This window comes from Bacillus sp. N3378-2at (assembly GCF_033412715.1).
Classification (GTDB): domain Bacteria; phylum Bacillota; class Bacilli; order Bacillales; family Bacillaceae; genus Bacillus; species Bacillus subtilis.
In genome coordinates this window covers 3,409,806-3,426,737 of record NZ_CP117986.1, presented here as the reverse complement: position 1 = coordinate 3,426,737, position 16,932 = coordinate 3,409,806, and the positions used below count along the sequence as shown (strand labels likewise).

Below are 16,932 nucleotides of genomic sequence, written 5' to 3'. Positions count from 1 at the left end.
CAGCGTTCAGAAAGGTGAAATGTCATAGCAAAAGGATGATTTTTACTCTTTCTCAATCATATCAATGGCGAGAGACTTTTTCAGTATATTTTTGCCGTGATGAAAACAAAAGATCTCCCACTCATTGTTTGAATAGGAGATTTTTTATGTTAGAGCACTGGCTTCTTTTTTCTGTAAGTCAATGTTACATCCTGCTGCCGCAGGTCTTCTATTATCATTTTGTACCGATCAACTTTTGCGGTATGTTCTTCTTTTATCATCTCAAGGGCAGCTTTTCGTTTTTCGCTATTAGACTCAAGCTCTTTTTTTATTTTTTTTACAATCAATCCTTTTTGCCCTTTGATTTCCTCTTTTAATGAAGACTCAAATTTCTTTGTCAGGCTGAGAAAGTCGTTGATCGGTTGATTGAGGGTGCCCGCTTTCCCCTTCATTTCATCTTGGGTAAGAAACATATAGGTCGTTGATACAATTTCTGTTTCACTTTCTGAAAATAAGGAAGTCACTCTTCATATTCCTCCTAAGGCTGAAAATCAAATAACTGAGAAATCATTTCTTCTTTTTCAAACAGCTTTTCAATACTCTCGCGGATATTTTTGATAAAATCTCTTTTTTCTGTTGTCTGTTTTTTTAATTCAGCAACAATTCCATCATTTGCAGGAAGCGCACCTGTGTGGAATGATTCATGAACAGAGATTTTCTCCAATTTATCGAATGTGTGGCTGAAACCAGCTGCAAGCCGGAATTGAAGATCGAAGGCATAATGCGAAGGGTTTTCTTCCATATGATGAATAGCCGTGATGATCGCCTGCTTTTTGTCTATGAAATCTTCATCGATTTCCTGACTGTAAACCTTCTGGTACTTAGAAATCGCATCTTCCATATCTTCAACGATTTTCATACCGTTTTGATAGATTCTGACAGCGGATGAGAGATTGACTTGAATCGTTTCTCCCGAGCCGCTCTTGCCTGTAAAATAAATATCGGAGCCTTTATAGCTGAAGCCTTTTTCCTTCGACAAGGCGTTGAGCATTTGAACGATGCTGTGGCCGTCGACGATAAGTTTTAGTGCGTCTTTTGTTTCTGTGTCGAGTGTTTTCAATGAGGACAGAATTGATTTTACGTAGTCCACTATTTCACCAACGTCTTTTAAAGCTTGCATAAATTGGCCATGCTTTAGATGGTCAATGAAATGTTCGTACCGTGATTCTATGCCTCGCATACTCGCATTAATATTCGTTAATTCTTTTTTGATGACTTTCTTTTGCGTTTCATCAATATAACCATTTTCAGCTAACTGATCTACGACCGGTCCGCTGTTTCTCAACAAGGTATGAAGAAAACCTAAAAATGAAGGCAGTTCTTCTTTTATTCGGCCATACATTTGCTTAACATCATCAAAATGCTCATATAGGACACTTACTTTCTTTAAAGCGCCGTCTGTGTTTTTCACTTTTTCAATCAGGTCTATGTCTATCCCGCTGGCTGCCTTTATAAAACCGTTCAAGCCGTCTTTTTCATAGTCATCCTTATATTTTTGAAGGAATTTTTGAATTGACCTCACATCTTCGTCAGGAACCCCATCCATAATATTTCGGATGCCTTTTACACTTGTATTTGTATCTGCCATCTTCACATCACCGAATGTAATGAAATCGGCCTTGCCGCTGACTCCATACAGCGGGTCATCTTTTGAGATGCGTTGGGTGATGTTTGCTGTCACGCCTTTGTCTTCATAATATTTTTGGATTTCTTTTTTTAACTTTTCTGGCGGGATATCATTAATATCTTTTAAGCGTCTAATATGAAATTTATGCATTAACCTATCTCTCAAATTCAAATCAGTTGCTAGTAGGTGGTCAACGCTTATTTGAGCTCCGTTAACCCCATAAACTTCATCAAATTCTCCGTCAATTAATTGAACCATCACCTGATTATTATTTGCCAGTGAGTGCCCCATAGCAAAGGTCTTTAAATCATTAGAATTCTCTGTTTCTCTTTTGGCATTTCTTACAAACTCTTTTGTCGCTTGGTACTGGCTGTCATCTATCCCTAAAAAGAGACCAAAGAAATTGTATGACCAGTCTTCGTTATCAGCACTCCCCTCTGAAATAATATGAAGTTGATTAACGTGTTGTTTATCATCCTTAATATAAATAGCTGTACCATCATATCCGGACTCTCTTATTGATGTATCTATTTTCGAATTTTTTTTAATAAGTTCATTAGATGTGTATATTTCCAGATTTTTTGGAAGATCTCGATGTGTTTCTTCTTTGTATATTCGACGCACCTCGACTTCAAAATCTGTTTTAGCTCTCTTTATTTCACTTTCAATATTAGAAGCGAATTTTTCTTTATAATCGTACTCCAAATCAATTAAACGCAGCTTTACATTTTCATTTTCAAATATATTCTTATTTTCCATTTTCTCTATTTCTCCTTTTTAACTTTTAAAAAGGTAATAGAATCAATTATTTTTCGAACTTTTTTTTCTGCTTCTTCTTTCTTTAATGAACAAACCTCTTTACCCTTATAGCAAGAAAAACGAAAAGAATACTCTATTCCTAAATATTCCTCTTTTTTAGATTTAACATAACCAAAAAATCTATAAGAAAAATTATTCTTTTCATCCACATCATCAAAACTGCTTTTCTTTTGAGCAGAATATACAATTTTATCAGATAGCTCTCTTTCTTCGTATTTTCCTTTATAGCTATTTCTGCCACTTACAATGTCAAGCATTGTATCCTTGTCATTCGCAAAACTTTTTTCTTGATGATAATCTAATTGCCCGTCATATTGAATGTTAGTTTTTTTATTGAAACTATCAAATACTATTGTTTCCTCATTTTCACCTTTACTTGAAAGATCAGGTACATACTCCCCATCCTCCGGAAACAACATCCTAAACCCTTTCAGCTTAGATTCCAGCAAATAATATCCTGGTTCCTCTTCTTTTGTTGACACCATGTACTCTCTCGTTTTCTCGTCCTGAAACGCAGGTACTTGAGGCAGATCCTTGGGATCCATGTCTTTTGGTTTTACCGCTTCTGTTTTATTGTCATTTGTGCTGTTTTTATCATTGTCTTTCATACTGCATCCTCCTGTCAGGGCAAGTAATAAGCTGAAGCAAATAAAGATGATCTTTTTCATTACAAACCTCCACGGGTTTTGTGAGAATAGTATTCTATTTTTATATCAAAAATAATTCTATTGACCTGGTTAAGAGATGAATATTTCATCCTTTTTCATGTTACATCATGGCGGAATTTGGATAAATAGGAAATCAGACTCGGTTTTGATCTCCTTTTATTAACTAATCATGTATAACACCTCATATACCTCTAAATACCTATTACTTTTTTCACAAAACAAAAAGAGCCGTATCATACGGCTCTTTACTCTTCTTTCTCAGAATGGCGTTTTTTCAATACGTCAAGCACATCATCCAGCGGCAAGGCTTGTTCTCTGAGCAGGACAAGCAGGTGATACAGCAGGTCTGCCGCTTCCCATTTGAGTTCCTCGTGGTCCCGGTTTTTCGCGGCGATGATGACTTCGGATGCTTCTTCACCGACTTTTTTCAAAATCTTATCGACGCCTTCACGGAAAAGGTAAGTGGTGTAAGCTCCTTCAGGCATCTCCGCTTGGCGTTCCGCGATTACGCGCTCCAGTTCGTTCATGATGCCGAATCGGCCCGCGGCCTGTTCTTCTGTTTGTTCCTTCGTAAAACAGCTGTAGCTGCCAGTGTGGCATGCCGGGCCTGACGGTTCTACGAGTACGAGCAACGCGTCCTCGTCGCAGTCATACCGGATACCTTTGACCGCTTGCGTGTTCCCTGAGGTTTCTCCTTTATGCCATAACGCTTGGCGTGAGCGGCTGTAAAACCATGTTTCCTTCGTTTCCAGCGTTTTTTCGTATGATTCCTTGTTCATATAGGCAAGTGTCAGCACTTCTTTGCTTGCCGCATCCTGCACGATGGCAGGAATTAATCCGTCCTCGTTAAAACGCAGTTCATCTGCCTGTTTCATCTCACATTCACCCCGTACTCTTTCAAGTATGATTTCACTTCTTTAATCGATGTTTCTTTATAATGAAAAATTGAGGCGGCCAGCGCAGCGTCGGCTTCTCCTTTTGTAAAAGCCTCAAGCATATGCTGCGCGTTTCCCGCGCCTCCCGAAGCGATAACAGGGACGGGGACAGTTTCGGAAACAAGCTTTGTCAGCGTGTGGTCGAAGCCTTTTTTCTCACCGTCAGAGTCCATGCTTGTCAGCAATATTTCTCCCGCCCCGCGTTTGACGCCTTCTTTTGCCCACGCGGTGACCTCCCAATCTGTTTTCTTTCTGCCGCCGTGCGTATAGACCTTATATGTGTCAGATTCTTTGTCATACTTGGCATCAATGGCAAGAACGATGCATTGCGAACCGAAAAACTCGGCTCCTTCTGTAATCAGCTCGGGGCGAAGAACAGCTGCCGTGTTCACCGACACTTTGTCCGCTCCGGCACGCAGTATCGTTTTCATATCGCTGAGCTGATTGATGCCGCCGCCGACTGTAAACGGAATCGCAAGCTTCGCGGCAACCTGCTCCACAACGTCAATCATCGTCTTTCGTCCTTCATGTGAGGCGGAGATATCAAGAAAAACAAGTTCATCCGCACCTTCCCGGTCGTACACTTCAGCGAGTTCAACTGGGTCACCTGCATCCTTCAATTCGAGAAATTGAATTCCTTTGACAACGCGTCCTTCTTTGACATCAAGGCATGGAATAATCCGTTTTGTGATCATTTGCGCTTCACCCTTTCAAGCGCCTCACTCAGCGTAAACTGATTGGTATACAGCGCTTTTCCGATGATCGCTCCAGAGACGCCGTCCGCCTCATAGCGAGCGAGGGCTTCGAGATCCGTGACGGAGCTGACTCCGCCTGAAGCGATCACCGATTTCCCCGTTTCCTTCGCAAGCTCGACCGTACTTTTAACATTTGGGCCTGACAGCATTCCATCTGTCGCGATGTCAGTAAAAATAAAGACTTCCGCACCTTCATTGGCTAGCTCTTTGCCCAGTTCAGTTGCCTTAAGGGTTGATGTTTCCAGCCATCCCTCTGTTGAAACAAAACCGTTTCTCGCATCCAGTCCGATTGCAATTTTCTCGCCATATTGTTTCAGCATTTTTTTGACAAACGGAGGGTTAGAAACTGCTGAGCTTCCCAGGATCACCCGATCGACTCCTGCTGATAAATATTCATAGACGTCTTTTTCGGAACGGATTCCGCCGCCGATTTCGACTTTCAGGTTCAGCTTTTGCGCAATCTCAATCACATGGCGGTCATTTACCCTTTTCCCTTCTTTGGCCCCGTCGAGATCAACGAGATGGATCCATTCGGCACCCTCTTTCGCAAATAACTCAGCCATGTCGTACGGTGAATCGCCATATATCGTTTCCTTATTATAATCCCCTTGAACAAGGCGGACACATTTGCCGTTTCTCATATCAATTGCCGGATATAATGTAAAAGCACTCATTTTTTCACCTTCTGTTTTGCTGCCATTTTCGTAAATTGGGTTAAAATAGACATTCCGACCGTGCTGCTTTTTTCCGGATGAAATTGGGCGCCGAAGACGTTTCTTTTTCCGACTACAGCAGGCACTCGCACACCATAATCGGTGCTTGCCAGGAGCGAGTCCTCCTCCATCCCGTCAATGTAATAGGAATGAACGAAGTAAGCGTAGCCTTGTTCTGTTTTAGTCAGCAGCGGAGATTCGTTATGAAAGGAAAGACGATTCCAGCCCATATGCGGAACCTTCAGCTTGTTTCCTTTTTCATCTTCTGCTTTCAGCCTGACTGCTTTTCCTTTTAACAGCCCGAGTCCTGAAGCGGTGCCGTTTTCTTCGCTTTCTTCAAATAAAAGCTGCATGCCGAGGCAGATCCCTAGAAGCAGCCTTCCCTCTGAGACCATATCGTGAATCAATTGATCAAGCTTCGTGTAGCGCAAATTGTCCATCGCGTCTCCAAATGAACCGACTCCCGGCAAAATGAAGGCATCAGCTTCTTTCAGCTCCTCCGGCTTTTCAGAAACAAAATACGGCACGCCGACACGTTCAAGCGCCTTTGAGACACTGTATAAATTCCCCATTCCGTAATCTATCACGCCGATCATTTACAGCATCCCTTTCGTTGACGGTATTCCTTTAACTCGCGGATCGATCGTTGTCGCTTCATCAAGCGCACGTCCCAGCGCTTTAAAAACGGCTTCAATCATGTGGTGGGTATTTGTGCCATAATGAACGATGACGTGCAGGTTCATCCGGGCTTCGAGCGCAAGCTTCCACAAAAATTCATGTACAAGCTCCGTATCGAAAGTTCCGACTTTAGCAGCCGGGAAATCAACGCGCATTTCTAAGTGCGGCCGGTTGCTTAAATCAATCACAACTTGAGCAAGTGCCTCATCCATCGGCACAAACGCCGATCCGTAGCGTTTGATTCCTTTTTTATCGCCCAACGCTTCGAGCAGCGCCTGCCCTAAGCAGATGCCGATATCTTCAGTCGTGTGGTGATCATCTATATCAACATCGCCTTTTGCGTTAATGGAAAGATCGAATTGGCCGTGTTTCGTGAATAAATCCAACATATGTGTCATAAACGGCACATCTGTTTTGATATCCGCTTGTCCCCCGCCGTCTATTGTAAATGCCAGCTCAATATCTGTTTCGTTTGTTTTCCTGACGCGTTCCGCTTTTCTCATTTAGAAATCCTCCGTTCTCTCGCTTCAATTGATCTGGCATGGGCTTCTAACCCTTCCAGTCTGGCAAAAGCCGCGATGCTTTCAGCATGTTCTTCAAAGGCTGATTGACTGTAAGAAATAATGCTCGATTTCTTTTGAAAATCAGTTACGTTTAATGGACTTGAAAATCTGGCTGTTCCGTTTGTCGGAAGCACATGGTTCGGTCCGGCAAAATAATCACCGACAGGCTCAGGGCTGTATCTGCCTAAGAAAATTGCACCCGCATGTTTGATACTGCCAAGCAAAGCTTCCGGAGACTGTGTTATGATTTCTAAATGCTCTGGCGCGAGTGTATTGACAGTATTAATCGCTTCCACCATTGTTTCCGCCACATATATACAACCGTAATCTCTCACTGAAGCTTCCGCTATTTCTCTTCGCGGCAAGGTTTTCAGCTGCTTACTCACCTCGGCTGAAACCGCCTCGGCCAGCGCCATGGAATCTGTGACAAACACACATGAGCTGAGCTTATCGTGTTCCGCCTGTGACAGCAGATCGGCTGCAATTTCGCTCGGAATCGCTGTTTCATCAGCCAGCACGACGATTTCACTAGGTCCGGCAATCATATCGATATCGACATCGCCGAACACTTCCCGTTTGGCAAGTGCGACATAAATGTTGCCCGGACCCGTGATTTTATCCACCGGTTCAATGGTTTCTGTTCCGTATGCTAACGCCGCAATCGCCTGAGCGCCGCCCATTTTGTAAATGTCTTTTATGCCCAGCTCGGCTGCAGCAACCAAAACTCCAGGAGACAGCAGACCGTCTTTTCCCGGAGGCGTGACGAGAACGATTCTTTCAACGCCCGCTACAAGCGCCGGAATCACATTCATCAAAACAGATGAAGGATATGCGGCCGTTCCCCCCGGCACATATACACCGGCGGAATCCAGCGCCGTCACTTTCTGCCCCAGCATTGTGCCGTCCTTTCTGTGATAAAACCAGGAGGATTGCAGCTGTCTTTCGTGATATTCCCTAATATTTTCGATTGCCTGCCTAATCACCTGAAGAAGACGTGAATCCAGTGAGGTGTATGCCTCCTCAAATTCTTCTTTTGTGACCAGCGGGCTGTCTATTTCGATGCCGTCAAATTTCGCCGTGTAGCTGCGAACCGCCTGATCACCGTTTGCTTTAACATCTTCAATAATGGACCGGACCGTCTTTCTTTGCTCTTCCGTTCCAGCATCGATGGAACGCTTGAGAGAAAGCCGTTCCGCTCCGCTGATGGTTTTGATCTTCATTTTGCCGTCTCTCCTTCCACAACGAGAGATAGGCGGGATGCCATTTCGTCAATCACATCGTCTTTCATGCGATAGCTTACCGGGTTGACAATAAAGCGAGACGTAATGTCACAAATGTGCTCCGTTTCAACAAGCCCATTTTCTTTCAGCGTCTGTCCTGTGGAAACAATGTCCACTATCCGATCTGCAAGCCCAATGAGCGGAGCCAGTTCAATTGAACCGTTGAGCTTAATGATCTCGACTTGTTCTCCCTGCTCTCTGAAATAACTGGAAGCCACATTCGGATACTTTGTCGCGATTCTTGGCGCTACGCCGCTCCAGTCTGTATTCGGAAGTCCGGCGACAGCTAAGTGGCATTTGCTGATTTTTAAATCCAGTACCTCATACACATCGCGTTCCTCCTCCAGCATGACATCCTTGCCCGCAATTCCGACGTCTGCCACGCCATGCTCCACATACGTGGTTACGTCCATCGGCTTTGCTAATATGAAACGAAGATTTTCCTCCGGCACATCGATGATCAGTTTTCTCGAATCTTCAAACTCCTCAGGGAGCCTGTAGCCTGCCTGCCTCAGCAGCCCTGCCGCTTCTTCAAATATCCGGCCCTTTGGCATCGCCATTGTGAGTAACTTACCCATTTTGCTCTTCCTTTCTGGCACCGATAAAATAAGTGACGTTTGCAAAAGATTTTGTCATCTGGTCGATATTTTCTATTCCCGATAAATCTTGAAGAACTACTTTGTTCCCTTTCATGCGTTCTTCATTCGCATAAGCGATAGCTTGCGCCCGCTGCTCTTTGCTGAAAATAACAGCGTCTATATCACATGGTTCTTCTTTCATATGAAGGGCTTCAATCAGCCGGTCGATCCGAAGCCCGAAGCCTGTTGCCGGTGCAGGTGAATCAAAATGGCCCAGCAGCTTGTTGTAACGGCCGCCGCTTCCAATGACAAAACCGACATTCTCGGCGTACACTTCAAATAAAATCCCTGTGTAATAGCTCATGTGGCTGACCATATTCAGATCCAGGCGGACATTTTCCGTACATCCGTAATCCTCAAGAATGTCCCACAGCGCCTTCAGCTCATCAACCACGCTTTTTCCTTGCGCAGAATCGACGATTTCTTCGGCACGTCCGCATACTTCTATACCGCCCCGCAGTTCAAGGAGCTCAAGCAGCCTGCTTTTATCAATGGAGGAAAGCGGGAGAGACTTGACATGCTCTCTGTAGCCGACGTAGTTCTTTTCATATAAGAACCTCCGCAGCACATCAGCTCGTTCAACGTTTCCGAGCACCTCAACAAACAAAGCATCCGCAATGCCGGCATGGCCGATGGCAATTTTAAAGGATGCCAGCCCAGCGTTTTTTAATGCCCCGACGACTAAAGCAATGACCTCCGCATCCGCGCTCGTCGTGCCGTCACCGATTAACTCCACTCCGACCTGCTCGAACTCAGCCGGACGTCCGCCTTCACGCTCCTGAGCCCTGAATACATTTGCCGCATAGCCGACTCTTAGCGGATGACCGTGTTTCAGAAGCTTCGATGCCGCTACCCTTGCAATCGGCCCCGTCATATCCGGGCGAAGCACCAATGTCTTGCCGTCCTGATCAAGTAGCTTAAACAGCTGCTGCTCTTCAATTGCTGACTGGACGCCAACGGTATCGTAAAACTCCAGTGTCGGCGTTTCCATAAATTGATATCCCCATTTATCAATCAAATCGGTTAACGATCGTCTCACCTTTTTTTTCGTTTCGTATAAACCGGGCAGTGTATCTCTCATGCCGTGCGGTTTTTCAAACATAAACATCAACCCGAGCACCTCCGCTGTTATCTTATGAAGGAAAATTCCGAATCCTTTAGTTCGCTAATATGATAATATGTTAGCAGATGAAAGAATGAAAATCAACGCTTAACTTCAGTAAGGATATTTTTAGTTCAAATATCCTTCTCCTCATTATGAAAAAATCATGAATAATGTATTAAAGGTACGTAATATCTCAAATTCTTTATGTTTGGCATGCTATAATACAAATCAAATAGAGAACAAGGAGATAAAGATGAAAACACTGCGAACTCTATGTGTCCTGATGATTCTTTCAGGCGTTATTTTTTTCGGACTTAAAATAGATGCAAAAGATATAGATATTCCTTTTTTGAACAGCCTTAAAAAAGTGGTTTCTGATAGCGATACAGACTCAGCTGCGAATAGCAAAAAGGAGCTGAAGGGAAGCGCAAAACCGCTGGATGTCATCCTTTACAATCAAATGGACGCACCCCGGCTCTATAACGGCTGTGAAGTAACAAGCCTTGCGATGGTGCTGAATTACGCGGGATACGACGTGACAAAAAACACTCTGGCAAATCAGATTGCCACAGTGCCTTTGACATACAGCAGCGGATTAAAGGGTGATCCGAATGACGGATTTGTCGGGGATATGGCGAATGGCCCTGGTCTCGGTGTCTACCATCGACCGATCTATCAGCTGGCGAAAACCTATGCGGGAGACAAAGTGTCTGATCTGACTGGAAAAAGTATTTCCGCTGTTTATCAGCAGCTTGAAAAAGGCAATCCAGTTTGGGTTATTACGACAGCCAACTTTACGCCAGTTGACAACATGCAGACATGGAAAACGCCAAACGGAACGATAGAAATTACGTACAGCGAACACAGCGTCGCCGTTACGGGATATGATGATAAATATGTGTATCTCAATGATCCGTATGGCTATAAAAACAGAAAAACCGATAGAACAAGCTTTGAAAAAGCGTGGAAACAAATGGGCAGCCAGGCCGTGGTTATTCAAAAGTAAACACCTGAAGCCTCACTATGCTCTATCCTGAGCAAATACGACAATATTCATGCTTTTTGTATCAATCGGTAAGATCGATTCGTTTTCCATTTTTCACCCAAAATTGTCTTTACTTTCAGGCTGTCTGTTTTTATGATTAAAGCAGATTCAGCCTTGCCCCGATCTATGCGAGAGAAGCCGGTGCAAGTCGCTGACGCTTCTCTTGCAAAAAATGAAAGATTTCCGGGGAGGATTTATCATTGAAAAAAATCGTGTCTATCCTATTTATGTTCGGTTTGGTTATGGGTTTCAGCCAGTTTCAGCCATCAACCGTTTTTGCAGCTGACAAAGTGGTGCACGAAACAATTATCGTACCAAAAAATACAACATATGACGGGAAAGGACAGCGGTTTGTGGCAGGGAAAGAATTAGGCGACGGAAGCCAGTCAGAAAACCAAGACCCTGTTTTTCGTGTGGAAGATGGAGCAACCCTGAAAAATGTGGTGCTTGGCGCACCTGCCGCTGATGGCGTGCACACTTATGGAAACGTTAACATTCAGAATGTGAAATGGGAAGATGTTGGTGAGGATGCGTTAACGGTGAAGAAGGAAGGAAAAGTGACGATCGACGGCGGTTCTGCTCAAAAAGCGTCAGATAAGATATTCCAAATCAATAAAGCCAGTACATTCACAGTGAAAAACTTCACGGCAGACAATGGCGGAAAGTTCATAAGACAGCTTGGCGGTTCAACCTTCCACGTTGATGTGATCATCGATAAGTGCACCATCACAAACATGAAGGAAGCGATATTCCGGACGGACAGCAAAACAAGCACGGTCAGAATGACAAATACACGCTACTCTAATGTCGGTCAAAAATGGATTGGTGTTCAGCATATTTACGAAAACAACAACACTCAATTTTAACAAAAAAAGTCCGCTGATGTTAGGGACTGACCCCATAAGATGAGACAAATAAAAACACCTTCAAGTTTGAATACGGATGATTGTTATCCGAAATTAGACTTGGAGGTGTTTTTTCTATGGGGACAAGAGTGAGTTATCCGGTTGAAGTGAAACAGAAGGCTGTAGAAATGAGATTGGCAGGCGTACCTATGAAAGAGATCATGCAGGAGTTGAATATCAAAAATAATACGCAGATTAAGACATGGGTCAGATGGTATAAGGCTGGTGATACACATCGATTTGAACAGCCTGTTGGTAAGCAATACACTTATGGAAAAGGTCCGGAGTATTCTTCCGAATTAGAGAAACTGCAGGCAGAGAATCGATATCTGAGACAACAGAATGAAGTGTTAAAAAAGTACAACGAATTGGAAAGGAAGTTGATAGCCAAACGTCAGTCGAACTTGTAGAAGAATTGCACAGCACAATGACCGTGCAGGATATCTGTATTCATTTAGGTATCTCTCGCTCGTCTTATTATCGTTGGAAGAAGAATCTGAAGAAAGATCATCCCAAGCGCCATTTAGAAAAACAAATCGGCACGTTGTGCCGAGAGCACCAGTATCGATATGGATATCGAAAAATCACAGCTATATTAAAAAAGAGAATGTGTATTAACCATAAAACGGTTCAGCGTATTATGCAGAAAAATCAGTGGCAGTGCCGGGTTAAGGTGAAAAAGCGCAAGAAGAATGGGCAGCCATATGCCGTGGTCGACAATATATTAGATAGGAACTTTCAGTCTGATCATCCTCTTGAAAAACTAGTAACAGACATCACGTATTTGCCTTATGGACAGAAACAATTGTACCTTTCCAGTATATTGGATGTATATAATGGAGAAGTGATTGCTTTTACGATTGGAGATAAGCAGGACACAGACTTTGTCTTACACACACTTGATCAACTGCCAACACTGCCTGAGAACTGCGTGTTACATAGTGACCAAGGATCTGTGTATACATCTTACGAGTATCAGAAAGCTGTTAAAACAAAAGGCATTACCATGAGCATGTCCCGCAAAGGGACACCCGCTGATAATGCCTCCATCGAATCGTTTCATTCCTCACTAAAGTCTGAAACGTTCTATCTTAACAGCATTGATCGAACCACGACCGCCATCGTAGAACGCACTGTCATAGAATACATTCATTATTATAACAATATTCGTATTCAAACGAAACTAAACAACCAATCACCGATAAATTATCGGCAATTGGCTGTTTAAAAGGTGTTTTGATCCCTGTCTCAAAAACGGGGGTCAGTCCCGTTATTCAGCGGACTTTTTCAATCTTTCTTGCATTTCTTCCTTCGTATAGATGATCCTCATCGGATTTCCGCCGACAAATGCGCCGGCAGGCACGTCTTTATGGACAAGTGTTCCGGCGGACACAACTGCGCCATCTCCTATTTTCACCCCGGGCAGAATGGTCGTGTTGGCACCAATCATCACTTCGTCTCCGATCAGAACTGTGCCGATCCGGAATACTCATGGGCCAGAATGGTCGTATTGTACCCGATGATTGTATTTGTTCCGACTGAGATCTTTTCCGGAAACATGATATCTGGCATCACCATGAGGGCAAAGGATGTCTGATTTCCAACCTTCATCCGCAGAAATGTACGGTACAGCCAGTTTTTCATCCCTATAAACGGCGTATATCTCGCAATTTGAATGACAATGAAATTTTTGACGACCTTTAAAAAAGGTACCGTTTGATAGACATGCCACAGTGAGTTGGCCCCCGAGACCGGATGACGATCTGTTTTTCTCACAGATTACTTCACTCCAACGATTTGTAATAGATCACTCATTTTCTCAAGCATAAAATCCGGCTCATGCTTCGCCAGCATTTCCGGCCCTTTAATCGTCCATGCGACTCCTGCCGTTTTTGTACCGGCGTTTTTGCCTGCCAGCACATCGTGGTAATTATCTCCGACCATAATGGCTTCCTCGGGCTTGCTTCCTAACTGTTTCAGCGCTAACAGCACAGGCTCGGGATCAGGCTTTGCATTTGTCACATCATCAAGGGTGACAACTGTTTCAAAGAATTCGCCGATTCCCGTGAGCTTGAGGCCCATATTGACAGTATCTCTTAATTTTGTTGTCACAATTCCTAATGTAAAGCCGGCTTTTTTTAATGCATCCAGGGTCTCATATACCGTTTCATATTCAGTCACGAGTGAATCATGCATGTCATGATTGTACGCTCTGTACATAGCGATCATATCCTCGCATTTATCAGGGTCCATCGAAGAGAACGTTTCAAAAAGAGACGGCCCGATAAACGCAAGGACATCTTCTCGTTTATACTTGCTCGGATAATAATGCTCCAGTGTATGCAAAAAGGACGCGATAATTAATTCATTCGTATTAATAAGCGTTCCGTCTAAATCAAACAGAATCGTCGTTACTTGTTTGTCACTCATATTGCTTCCTTTCCAACCGCTGAGGGTTTCCATTTTTTCCACGTGTGCGCAATAGCCATTGTCAGCAGAACTGCTGTGGTGACACGAATCAAAAGAAGCGGCCAGACTGGTATGCCGAGCGGAATAAAGACAAGTGTATCTTCCACGACCGCGTGGCAGGCAACGAGAAATATAAATGCCAATGTCATATCCCGCTTGCTCACGCCGTCATCCTCGACAGCTTTGATCATGACACCCGCTCCGTAGGCCAGACTAATCGTCAGTCCCGCCACCATCGTCATAGACGTATTTTTATTCATGCCAAGCAGCTGCGTAAACGGCGACAGCCACCTGGAAAACCGATGCAGCCAGCCTAAATCTCTTAAAAACTGGATGATGATCATCAGCGGTATGACAATTGCCGCCAGCTGCAAAACACCAAGTCCGGCTTTCGTTAATGCTTCTGCCAACATTCCTAGCCAGCTGTCTGGCGCGGCGCTCTTCGCAGCGATAAAACCGTACTGCGCCGTTTCCTTTCCGCCATGCCAAATGAGGTTGATGACGATGGCTGACACAGCGGCCAAACCGATGCGCACGGCCAATATGACGCCAATTCTGATACCAACCTTTGCGGCAACTGTCGATTCGATAATCAAGTTATGACAGAATGAAAGCATAACAGCTAAAATAAAGACTTCTTTCACAGATAAATCCAATGTTAAAATCCCGGCAATTCCCGCATACAGATTCAGCATATTTCCCAGTACAAGCGGAATGGCCGCTTCACCAGAAAGCCCGAAGAGACTCATTACCGGTGTGATCAGCCGTACAAGCCAATCCATGACAGGGGTATGCTGAAGCAAAGTGACCAATAGCGTTACCGGGAAAATCACTTTACCGAGTGTCCATGTTGTTTGAAGACCTGCCGCAAGACCGGCCAGAAAGATCTTCTTCATCCCTCATCCCCCTTTGTTGACGTCTACTCCGCGTACCGCTCCTTCGAGTATCCCTTGACGCGTCTGAAGATGATGGCTGCCACAGCCAAAACAATTAATACGATTGAAATCACCTGAGCGATGCGAAGTGAATCAGTCAGCATTAAGCTGTCAGTCCGCATTCCTTCAATAAAGTATCTTCCGATTGAATACCAAATGATATAGATCAAGAACATCTCGCCTCTACGCAAATTCGCTCTGCGCAGCAGCAATAAAACAATGACGCCGACAAAGCTCCATAGTGATTCATATAAAAAAGTAGGATGATAATATTGCCCATTGATATACATTTGATTGATGATAAATTCAGGCAGGTGCAGGTTTTCTAAAAAGGCTCTGCTGACAGCCTCGCCGTGCGCTTCCTGATTCATGAAGTTCCCCCAGCGCCCGATCGCCTGGCCGAGCAAAATGCTGGGCGCGGCAATGTCCGCAAGCTTCCAGAACGAAAGGTTTTTCACTCTCGAAAACACATAACCCGTTAAAATGGCGCCGATTAATCCGCCATGAATGGCAATGCCGCCCTTCCAAATCTTAATGATTTCTCCCGGATGTGCCGCATAATAGTCCCATTCAAAGGCAACGTAATAAATTCGCGCGCAAATAATCGCAATTGGAATGGCAAACAGGACAAGATCAATAAACGTATCTTTCTGCAGCCCCCGTTTTTCACTTTCCCTCATCGCAATCCACAGCCCGAGCAAAGCACCGAGACCGATAATGATTCCGTACCAATGGACGGCTAACGGCCCCAGCTGAAATGCTATCGGATTGAGTGGTTCTATCGCTTCATTCATTTAACGCCAACTCCTATTCTTCTTGTTCACCGTCTTCAATGACGTCCGCCAGCTTGTTGGTAAATTGTTCAGCGGCATTCAGCCCCATCCGCTTCAATCTGAAGTTCATTGCTGCCACTTCAATGATGACTGCAAGATTTCGGCCTGGGCGGACGGGAATCGTCAGTTTTGTAATTTCTGTATCAATGATTTTCATGGTCTCTTCCTCAAGTCCGAGCCGGTCGTATTGCTTGCCCTGCTCCCAGAGTTCAAGATTCATGACAATCGTGATTCGTTTATTGCTTCTGACCGCGCCAGCGCCAAATAGCGTCATCACATTGATAATGCCAAGGCCCCTGATCTCAAGAAGGTGCTCAATTAATTCCGGAGCGTTTCCCACAAGAGTATCCTGATCCTCCTGCCGTATTTCAACGCAATCATCGGCAACAAGGCGATGCCCTCTTTTCACAAGCTCCAGCGCTGTTTCACTTTTCCCGACGCCGCTTTTTCCTGTGATCAGCACGCCGACACCATATATATCGACAAGAACGCCATGAATCGCCGTGGTAGGCGCCAGCCTGCTCTCAAGGAAGTTGGTTAAACGGCTTGACAGTCTTGTCGTTTTCAGCGGCGATCTGAGGACAGGCACCCCATTTTTCTCGGATGCGTCAATCAGCTCCTGCGGGATGGGCATATCTCTAGAAAGAATAATAGCTGGTGTTACATCAGTGCACAGAGAATCCATTCGCTGTTTTTTCTCCTCTTCAGGAAGCTGTTCAAAGAAAGAAAGCTCTGTTTTTCCGAGAAGCTGCACGCGCTCTCTCGGGTAATATGTAAAATATCCGGCAATTTCAATGCCTGGTCTTGATAGGTCACTCATTGTAATCGGGCGGTTAATTCCTTCTTCTCCGCTGATTAATTCCAAATTGAACTGTTCCATTACGTCTTTTGTGCGAACCTTTGCCACGATATGTTCCTCCTGTTC

The 16,932-nt window shown here is 44.3% G+C and carries 18 protein-coding genes and 1 pseudogene; 3 read left to right on the top strand and 16 right to left on the bottom strand.

The window, feature by feature from the left end:
* Positions 1-149: 149 nt before the first annotated feature.
* From PUN35_RS18290 to PUN35_RS18240, 11 genes are all read right to left on the bottom strand, one after another.
* Complete coding sequence (locus tag PUN35_RS18290) at positions 150-503, bottom strand: hypothetical protein (RefSeq protein WP_014481007.1); 354 nt, start codon at positions 501-503, stop codon at positions 150-152.
* A gap of 14 nt (positions 504-517) precedes the next feature.
* Entirely contained in the window at positions 518-2,425 is a 1,908-nt protein-coding gene (locus tag PUN35_RS18285; RefSeq protein ID WP_014481008.1) for a DUF6792 domain-containing protein, read from the bottom strand.
* A 5-nt stretch (positions 2,426-2,430) separates the two neighbouring features.
* Positions 2,431-3,153, bottom strand: a complete 723-nt coding sequence (locus tag PUN35_RS18280; protein ID WP_014481009.1) for a hypothetical protein — start codon at positions 3,151-3,153, stop codon at positions 2,431-2,433.
* 245 nt (positions 3,154-3,398) lie between these two features.
* On the bottom strand, positions 3,399-4,028 hold the full coding sequence (gene hisIE, locus PUN35_RS18275) for a bifunctional phosphoribosyl-AMP cyclohydrolase/phosphoribosyl-ATP diphosphatase HisIE (protein WP_014481010.1): 630 nt from the start codon (positions 4,026-4,028) through the stop codon (positions 3,399-3,401).
* Positions 4,025-4,783, bottom strand: a complete 759-nt coding sequence (hisF, locus tag PUN35_RS18270) for an imidazole glycerol phosphate synthase subunit HisF (protein WP_014481011.1) — start codon at positions 4,781-4,783, stop codon at positions 4,025-4,027. Before hisF ends, hisIE begins: the two co-directional genes overlap by 4 nt.
* Entirely contained in the window at positions 4,780-5,517 is a 738-nt protein-coding gene (hisA, locus tag PUN35_RS18265) for a 1-(5-phosphoribosyl)-5-[(5-phosphoribosylamino)methylideneamino]imidazole-4-carboxamide isomerase (protein WP_014481012.1), read from the bottom strand. Before hisA ends, hisF begins: the two co-directional genes overlap by 4 nt.
* Entirely contained in the window at positions 5,514-6,152 is a 639-nt protein-coding gene (hisH, locus tag PUN35_RS18260) for an imidazole glycerol phosphate synthase subunit HisH (protein ID WP_014481013.1), read from the bottom strand. Before hisH ends, hisA begins: the two co-directional genes overlap by 4 nt.
* Positions 6,153-6,737, bottom strand: a complete 585-nt coding sequence (gene hisB, locus PUN35_RS18255) for an imidazoleglycerol-phosphate dehydratase HisB (RefSeq protein ID WP_014481014.1) — start codon at positions 6,735-6,737, stop codon at positions 6,153-6,155.
* Positions 6,734-8,017: a histidinol dehydrogenase gene (gene hisD / locus PUN35_RS18250; protein ID WP_014481015.1), complete on the bottom strand. Its 1,284-nt coding sequence runs from the start codon at positions 8,015-8,017 to the stop codon at positions 6,734-6,736. The genes hisB and hisD overlap by 4 nt, the downstream gene beginning before the upstream one ends.
* Positions 8,014-8,655: an ATP phosphoribosyltransferase gene (gene hisG / locus PUN35_RS18245; protein WP_015251138.1), complete on the bottom strand. Its 642-nt coding sequence runs from the start codon at positions 8,653-8,655 to the stop codon at positions 8,014-8,016. Before hisG ends, hisD begins: the two co-directional genes overlap by 4 nt.
* Positions 8,648-9,823, bottom strand: a complete 1,176-nt coding sequence (locus tag PUN35_RS18240; RefSeq protein WP_014481016.1) for an ATP phosphoribosyltransferase regulatory subunit — start codon at positions 9,821-9,823, stop codon at positions 8,648-8,650. Before PUN35_RS18240 ends, hisG begins: the two co-directional genes overlap by 8 nt.
* Positions 9,824-10,073: 250 nt before the next feature.
* Between PUN35_RS18240 and PUN35_RS18235 the strand changes: the two genes are divergently transcribed.
* The 3 genes from PUN35_RS18235 (at position 10,074) to PUN35_RS18225 (ending at position 12,998) form a co-directional block, all read left to right on the top strand.
* Entirely contained in the window at positions 10,074-10,826 is a 753-nt protein-coding gene (locus PUN35_RS18235; RefSeq protein WP_014481017.1) for a C39 family peptidase, read from the top strand.
* 239 nt (positions 10,827-11,065) lie between these two features.
* The gene (gene pelC, locus PUN35_RS18230; protein ID WP_003242578.1) at positions 11,066-11,731 is read left to right on the top strand and encodes a pectate/pectin lyase PelC; all 666 of its coding nucleotides are present in this window, start codon (positions 11,066-11,068) and stop codon (positions 11,729-11,731) included.
* Positions 11,732-11,847: 116 nt separating this feature from the next.
* A protein-coding gene (locus PUN35_RS18225) for an IS3 family transposase (protein WP_087614160.1) occupies positions 11,848-12,998 on the top strand; the annotation gives its coding sequence in 2 pieces (ribosomal slippage) (positions 11,848-12,121 and positions 12,121-12,998; 1,152 coding nt in all).
* Positions 12,999-13,040: 42 nt separating this feature from the next.
* Here PUN35_RS18225 and hprF read toward each other — a convergent pair.
* The 5 genes and pseudogenes from hprF to hprK all read right to left on the bottom strand — a co-directional run bounded on the left by hprF (position 13,041) and on the right by hprK (position 16,914).
* Positions 13,041-13,546: pseudogene (gene hprF / locus PUN35_RS18220) on the bottom strand (heptaprenylglyceryl phosphate O-acetyltransferase).
* A gap of 3 nt (positions 13,547-13,549) precedes the next feature.
* Positions 13,550-14,200, bottom strand: coding sequence for a pyrophosphatase PpaX (gene ppaX / locus PUN35_RS18215; RefSeq protein ID WP_014481021.1), 651 nt, complete (start codon positions 14,198-14,200; stop codon positions 13,550-13,552).
* The gene (locus PUN35_RS18210) at positions 14,197-15,135 is read right to left on the bottom strand and encodes a nucleoside recognition domain-containing protein (protein ID WP_014481022.1); all 939 of its coding nucleotides are present in this window, start codon (positions 15,133-15,135) and stop codon (positions 14,197-14,199) included. The genes ppaX and PUN35_RS18210 overlap by 4 nt, the downstream gene beginning before the upstream one ends.
* 23 nt (positions 15,136-15,158) lie before the next feature.
* A complete protein-coding gene (lgt, locus tag PUN35_RS18205) occupies positions 15,159-15,968 on the bottom strand; it encodes a prolipoprotein diacylglyceryl transferase (protein ID WP_003242661.1) in 810 nt (269 codons plus the stop codon).
* Between the two features lie 13 nt (positions 15,969-15,981).
* A complete protein-coding gene (hprK, locus tag PUN35_RS18200) occupies positions 15,982-16,914 on the bottom strand; it encodes an HPr(Ser) kinase/phosphatase (RefSeq protein WP_003228097.1) in 933 nt (310 codons plus the stop codon).
* Between the last annotated feature and the right edge of the window lie 18 nt (positions 16,915-16,932).

Bases quoted from the DNA above. Each gene is read 5' to 3' on its own strand.
- PUN35_RS18285 (WP_014481008.1), bottom strand. From the start codon at position 2,425: ATGGAAAATAAGAATATATTTGAAAATGAAAATGTAAAGCTGCGTTTA.
- PUN35_RS18280 (WP_014481009.1), bottom strand. From the start codon at position 3,153: ATGAAAAAGATCATCTTTATTTGCTTCAGCTTATTACTTGCCCTGACA.
- hisIE (WP_014481010.1), bottom strand. From the start codon at position 4,028: ATGAAACAGGCAGATGAACTGCGTTTTAACGAGGACGGATTAATTCCT.
- hisF (WP_014481011.1), bottom strand. From the start codon at position 4,783: ATGATCACAAAACGGATTATTCCATGCCTTGATGTCAAAGAAGGACGC.
- hisA (WP_014481012.1), bottom strand. From the start codon at position 5,517: ATGAGTGCTTTTACATTATATCCGGCAATTGATATGAGAAACGGCAAA.
- hisH (WP_014481013.1), bottom strand. From the start codon at position 6,152: ATGATCGGCGTGATAGATTACGGAATGGGGAATTTATACAGTGTCTCA.
- hisB (WP_014481014.1), bottom strand. From the start codon at position 6,737: ATGAGAAAAGCGGAACGCGTCAGGAAAACAAACGAAACAGATATTGAG.
- hisD (WP_014481015.1), bottom strand. From the start codon at position 8,017: ATGAAGATCAAAACCATCAGCGGAGCGGAACGGCTTTCTCTCAAGCGT.
- hisG (WP_015251138.1), bottom strand. From the start codon at position 8,655: ATGGGTAAGTTACTCACAATGGCGATGCCAAAGGGCCGGATATTTGAA.
- PUN35_RS18240 (WP_014481016.1), bottom strand. From the start codon at position 9,823: ATGTTTATGTTTGAAAAACCGCACGGCATGAGAGATACACTGCCCGGT.
- PUN35_RS18235 (WP_014481017.1), top strand. From the start codon at position 10,074: ATGAAAACACTGCGAACTCTATGTGTCCTGATGATTCTTTCAGGCGTT.
- ppaX (WP_014481021.1), bottom strand. From the start codon at position 14,200: ATGAGTGACAAACAAGTAACGACGATTCTGTTTGATTTAGACGGAACG.
- PUN35_RS18210 (WP_014481022.1), bottom strand. From the start codon at position 15,135: ATGAAGAAGATCTTTCTGGCCGGTCTTGCGGCAGGTCTTCAAACAACA.
- lgt (WP_003242661.1), bottom strand. From the start codon at position 15,968: ATGAATGAAGCGATAGAACCACTCAATCCGATAGCATTTCAGCTGGGG.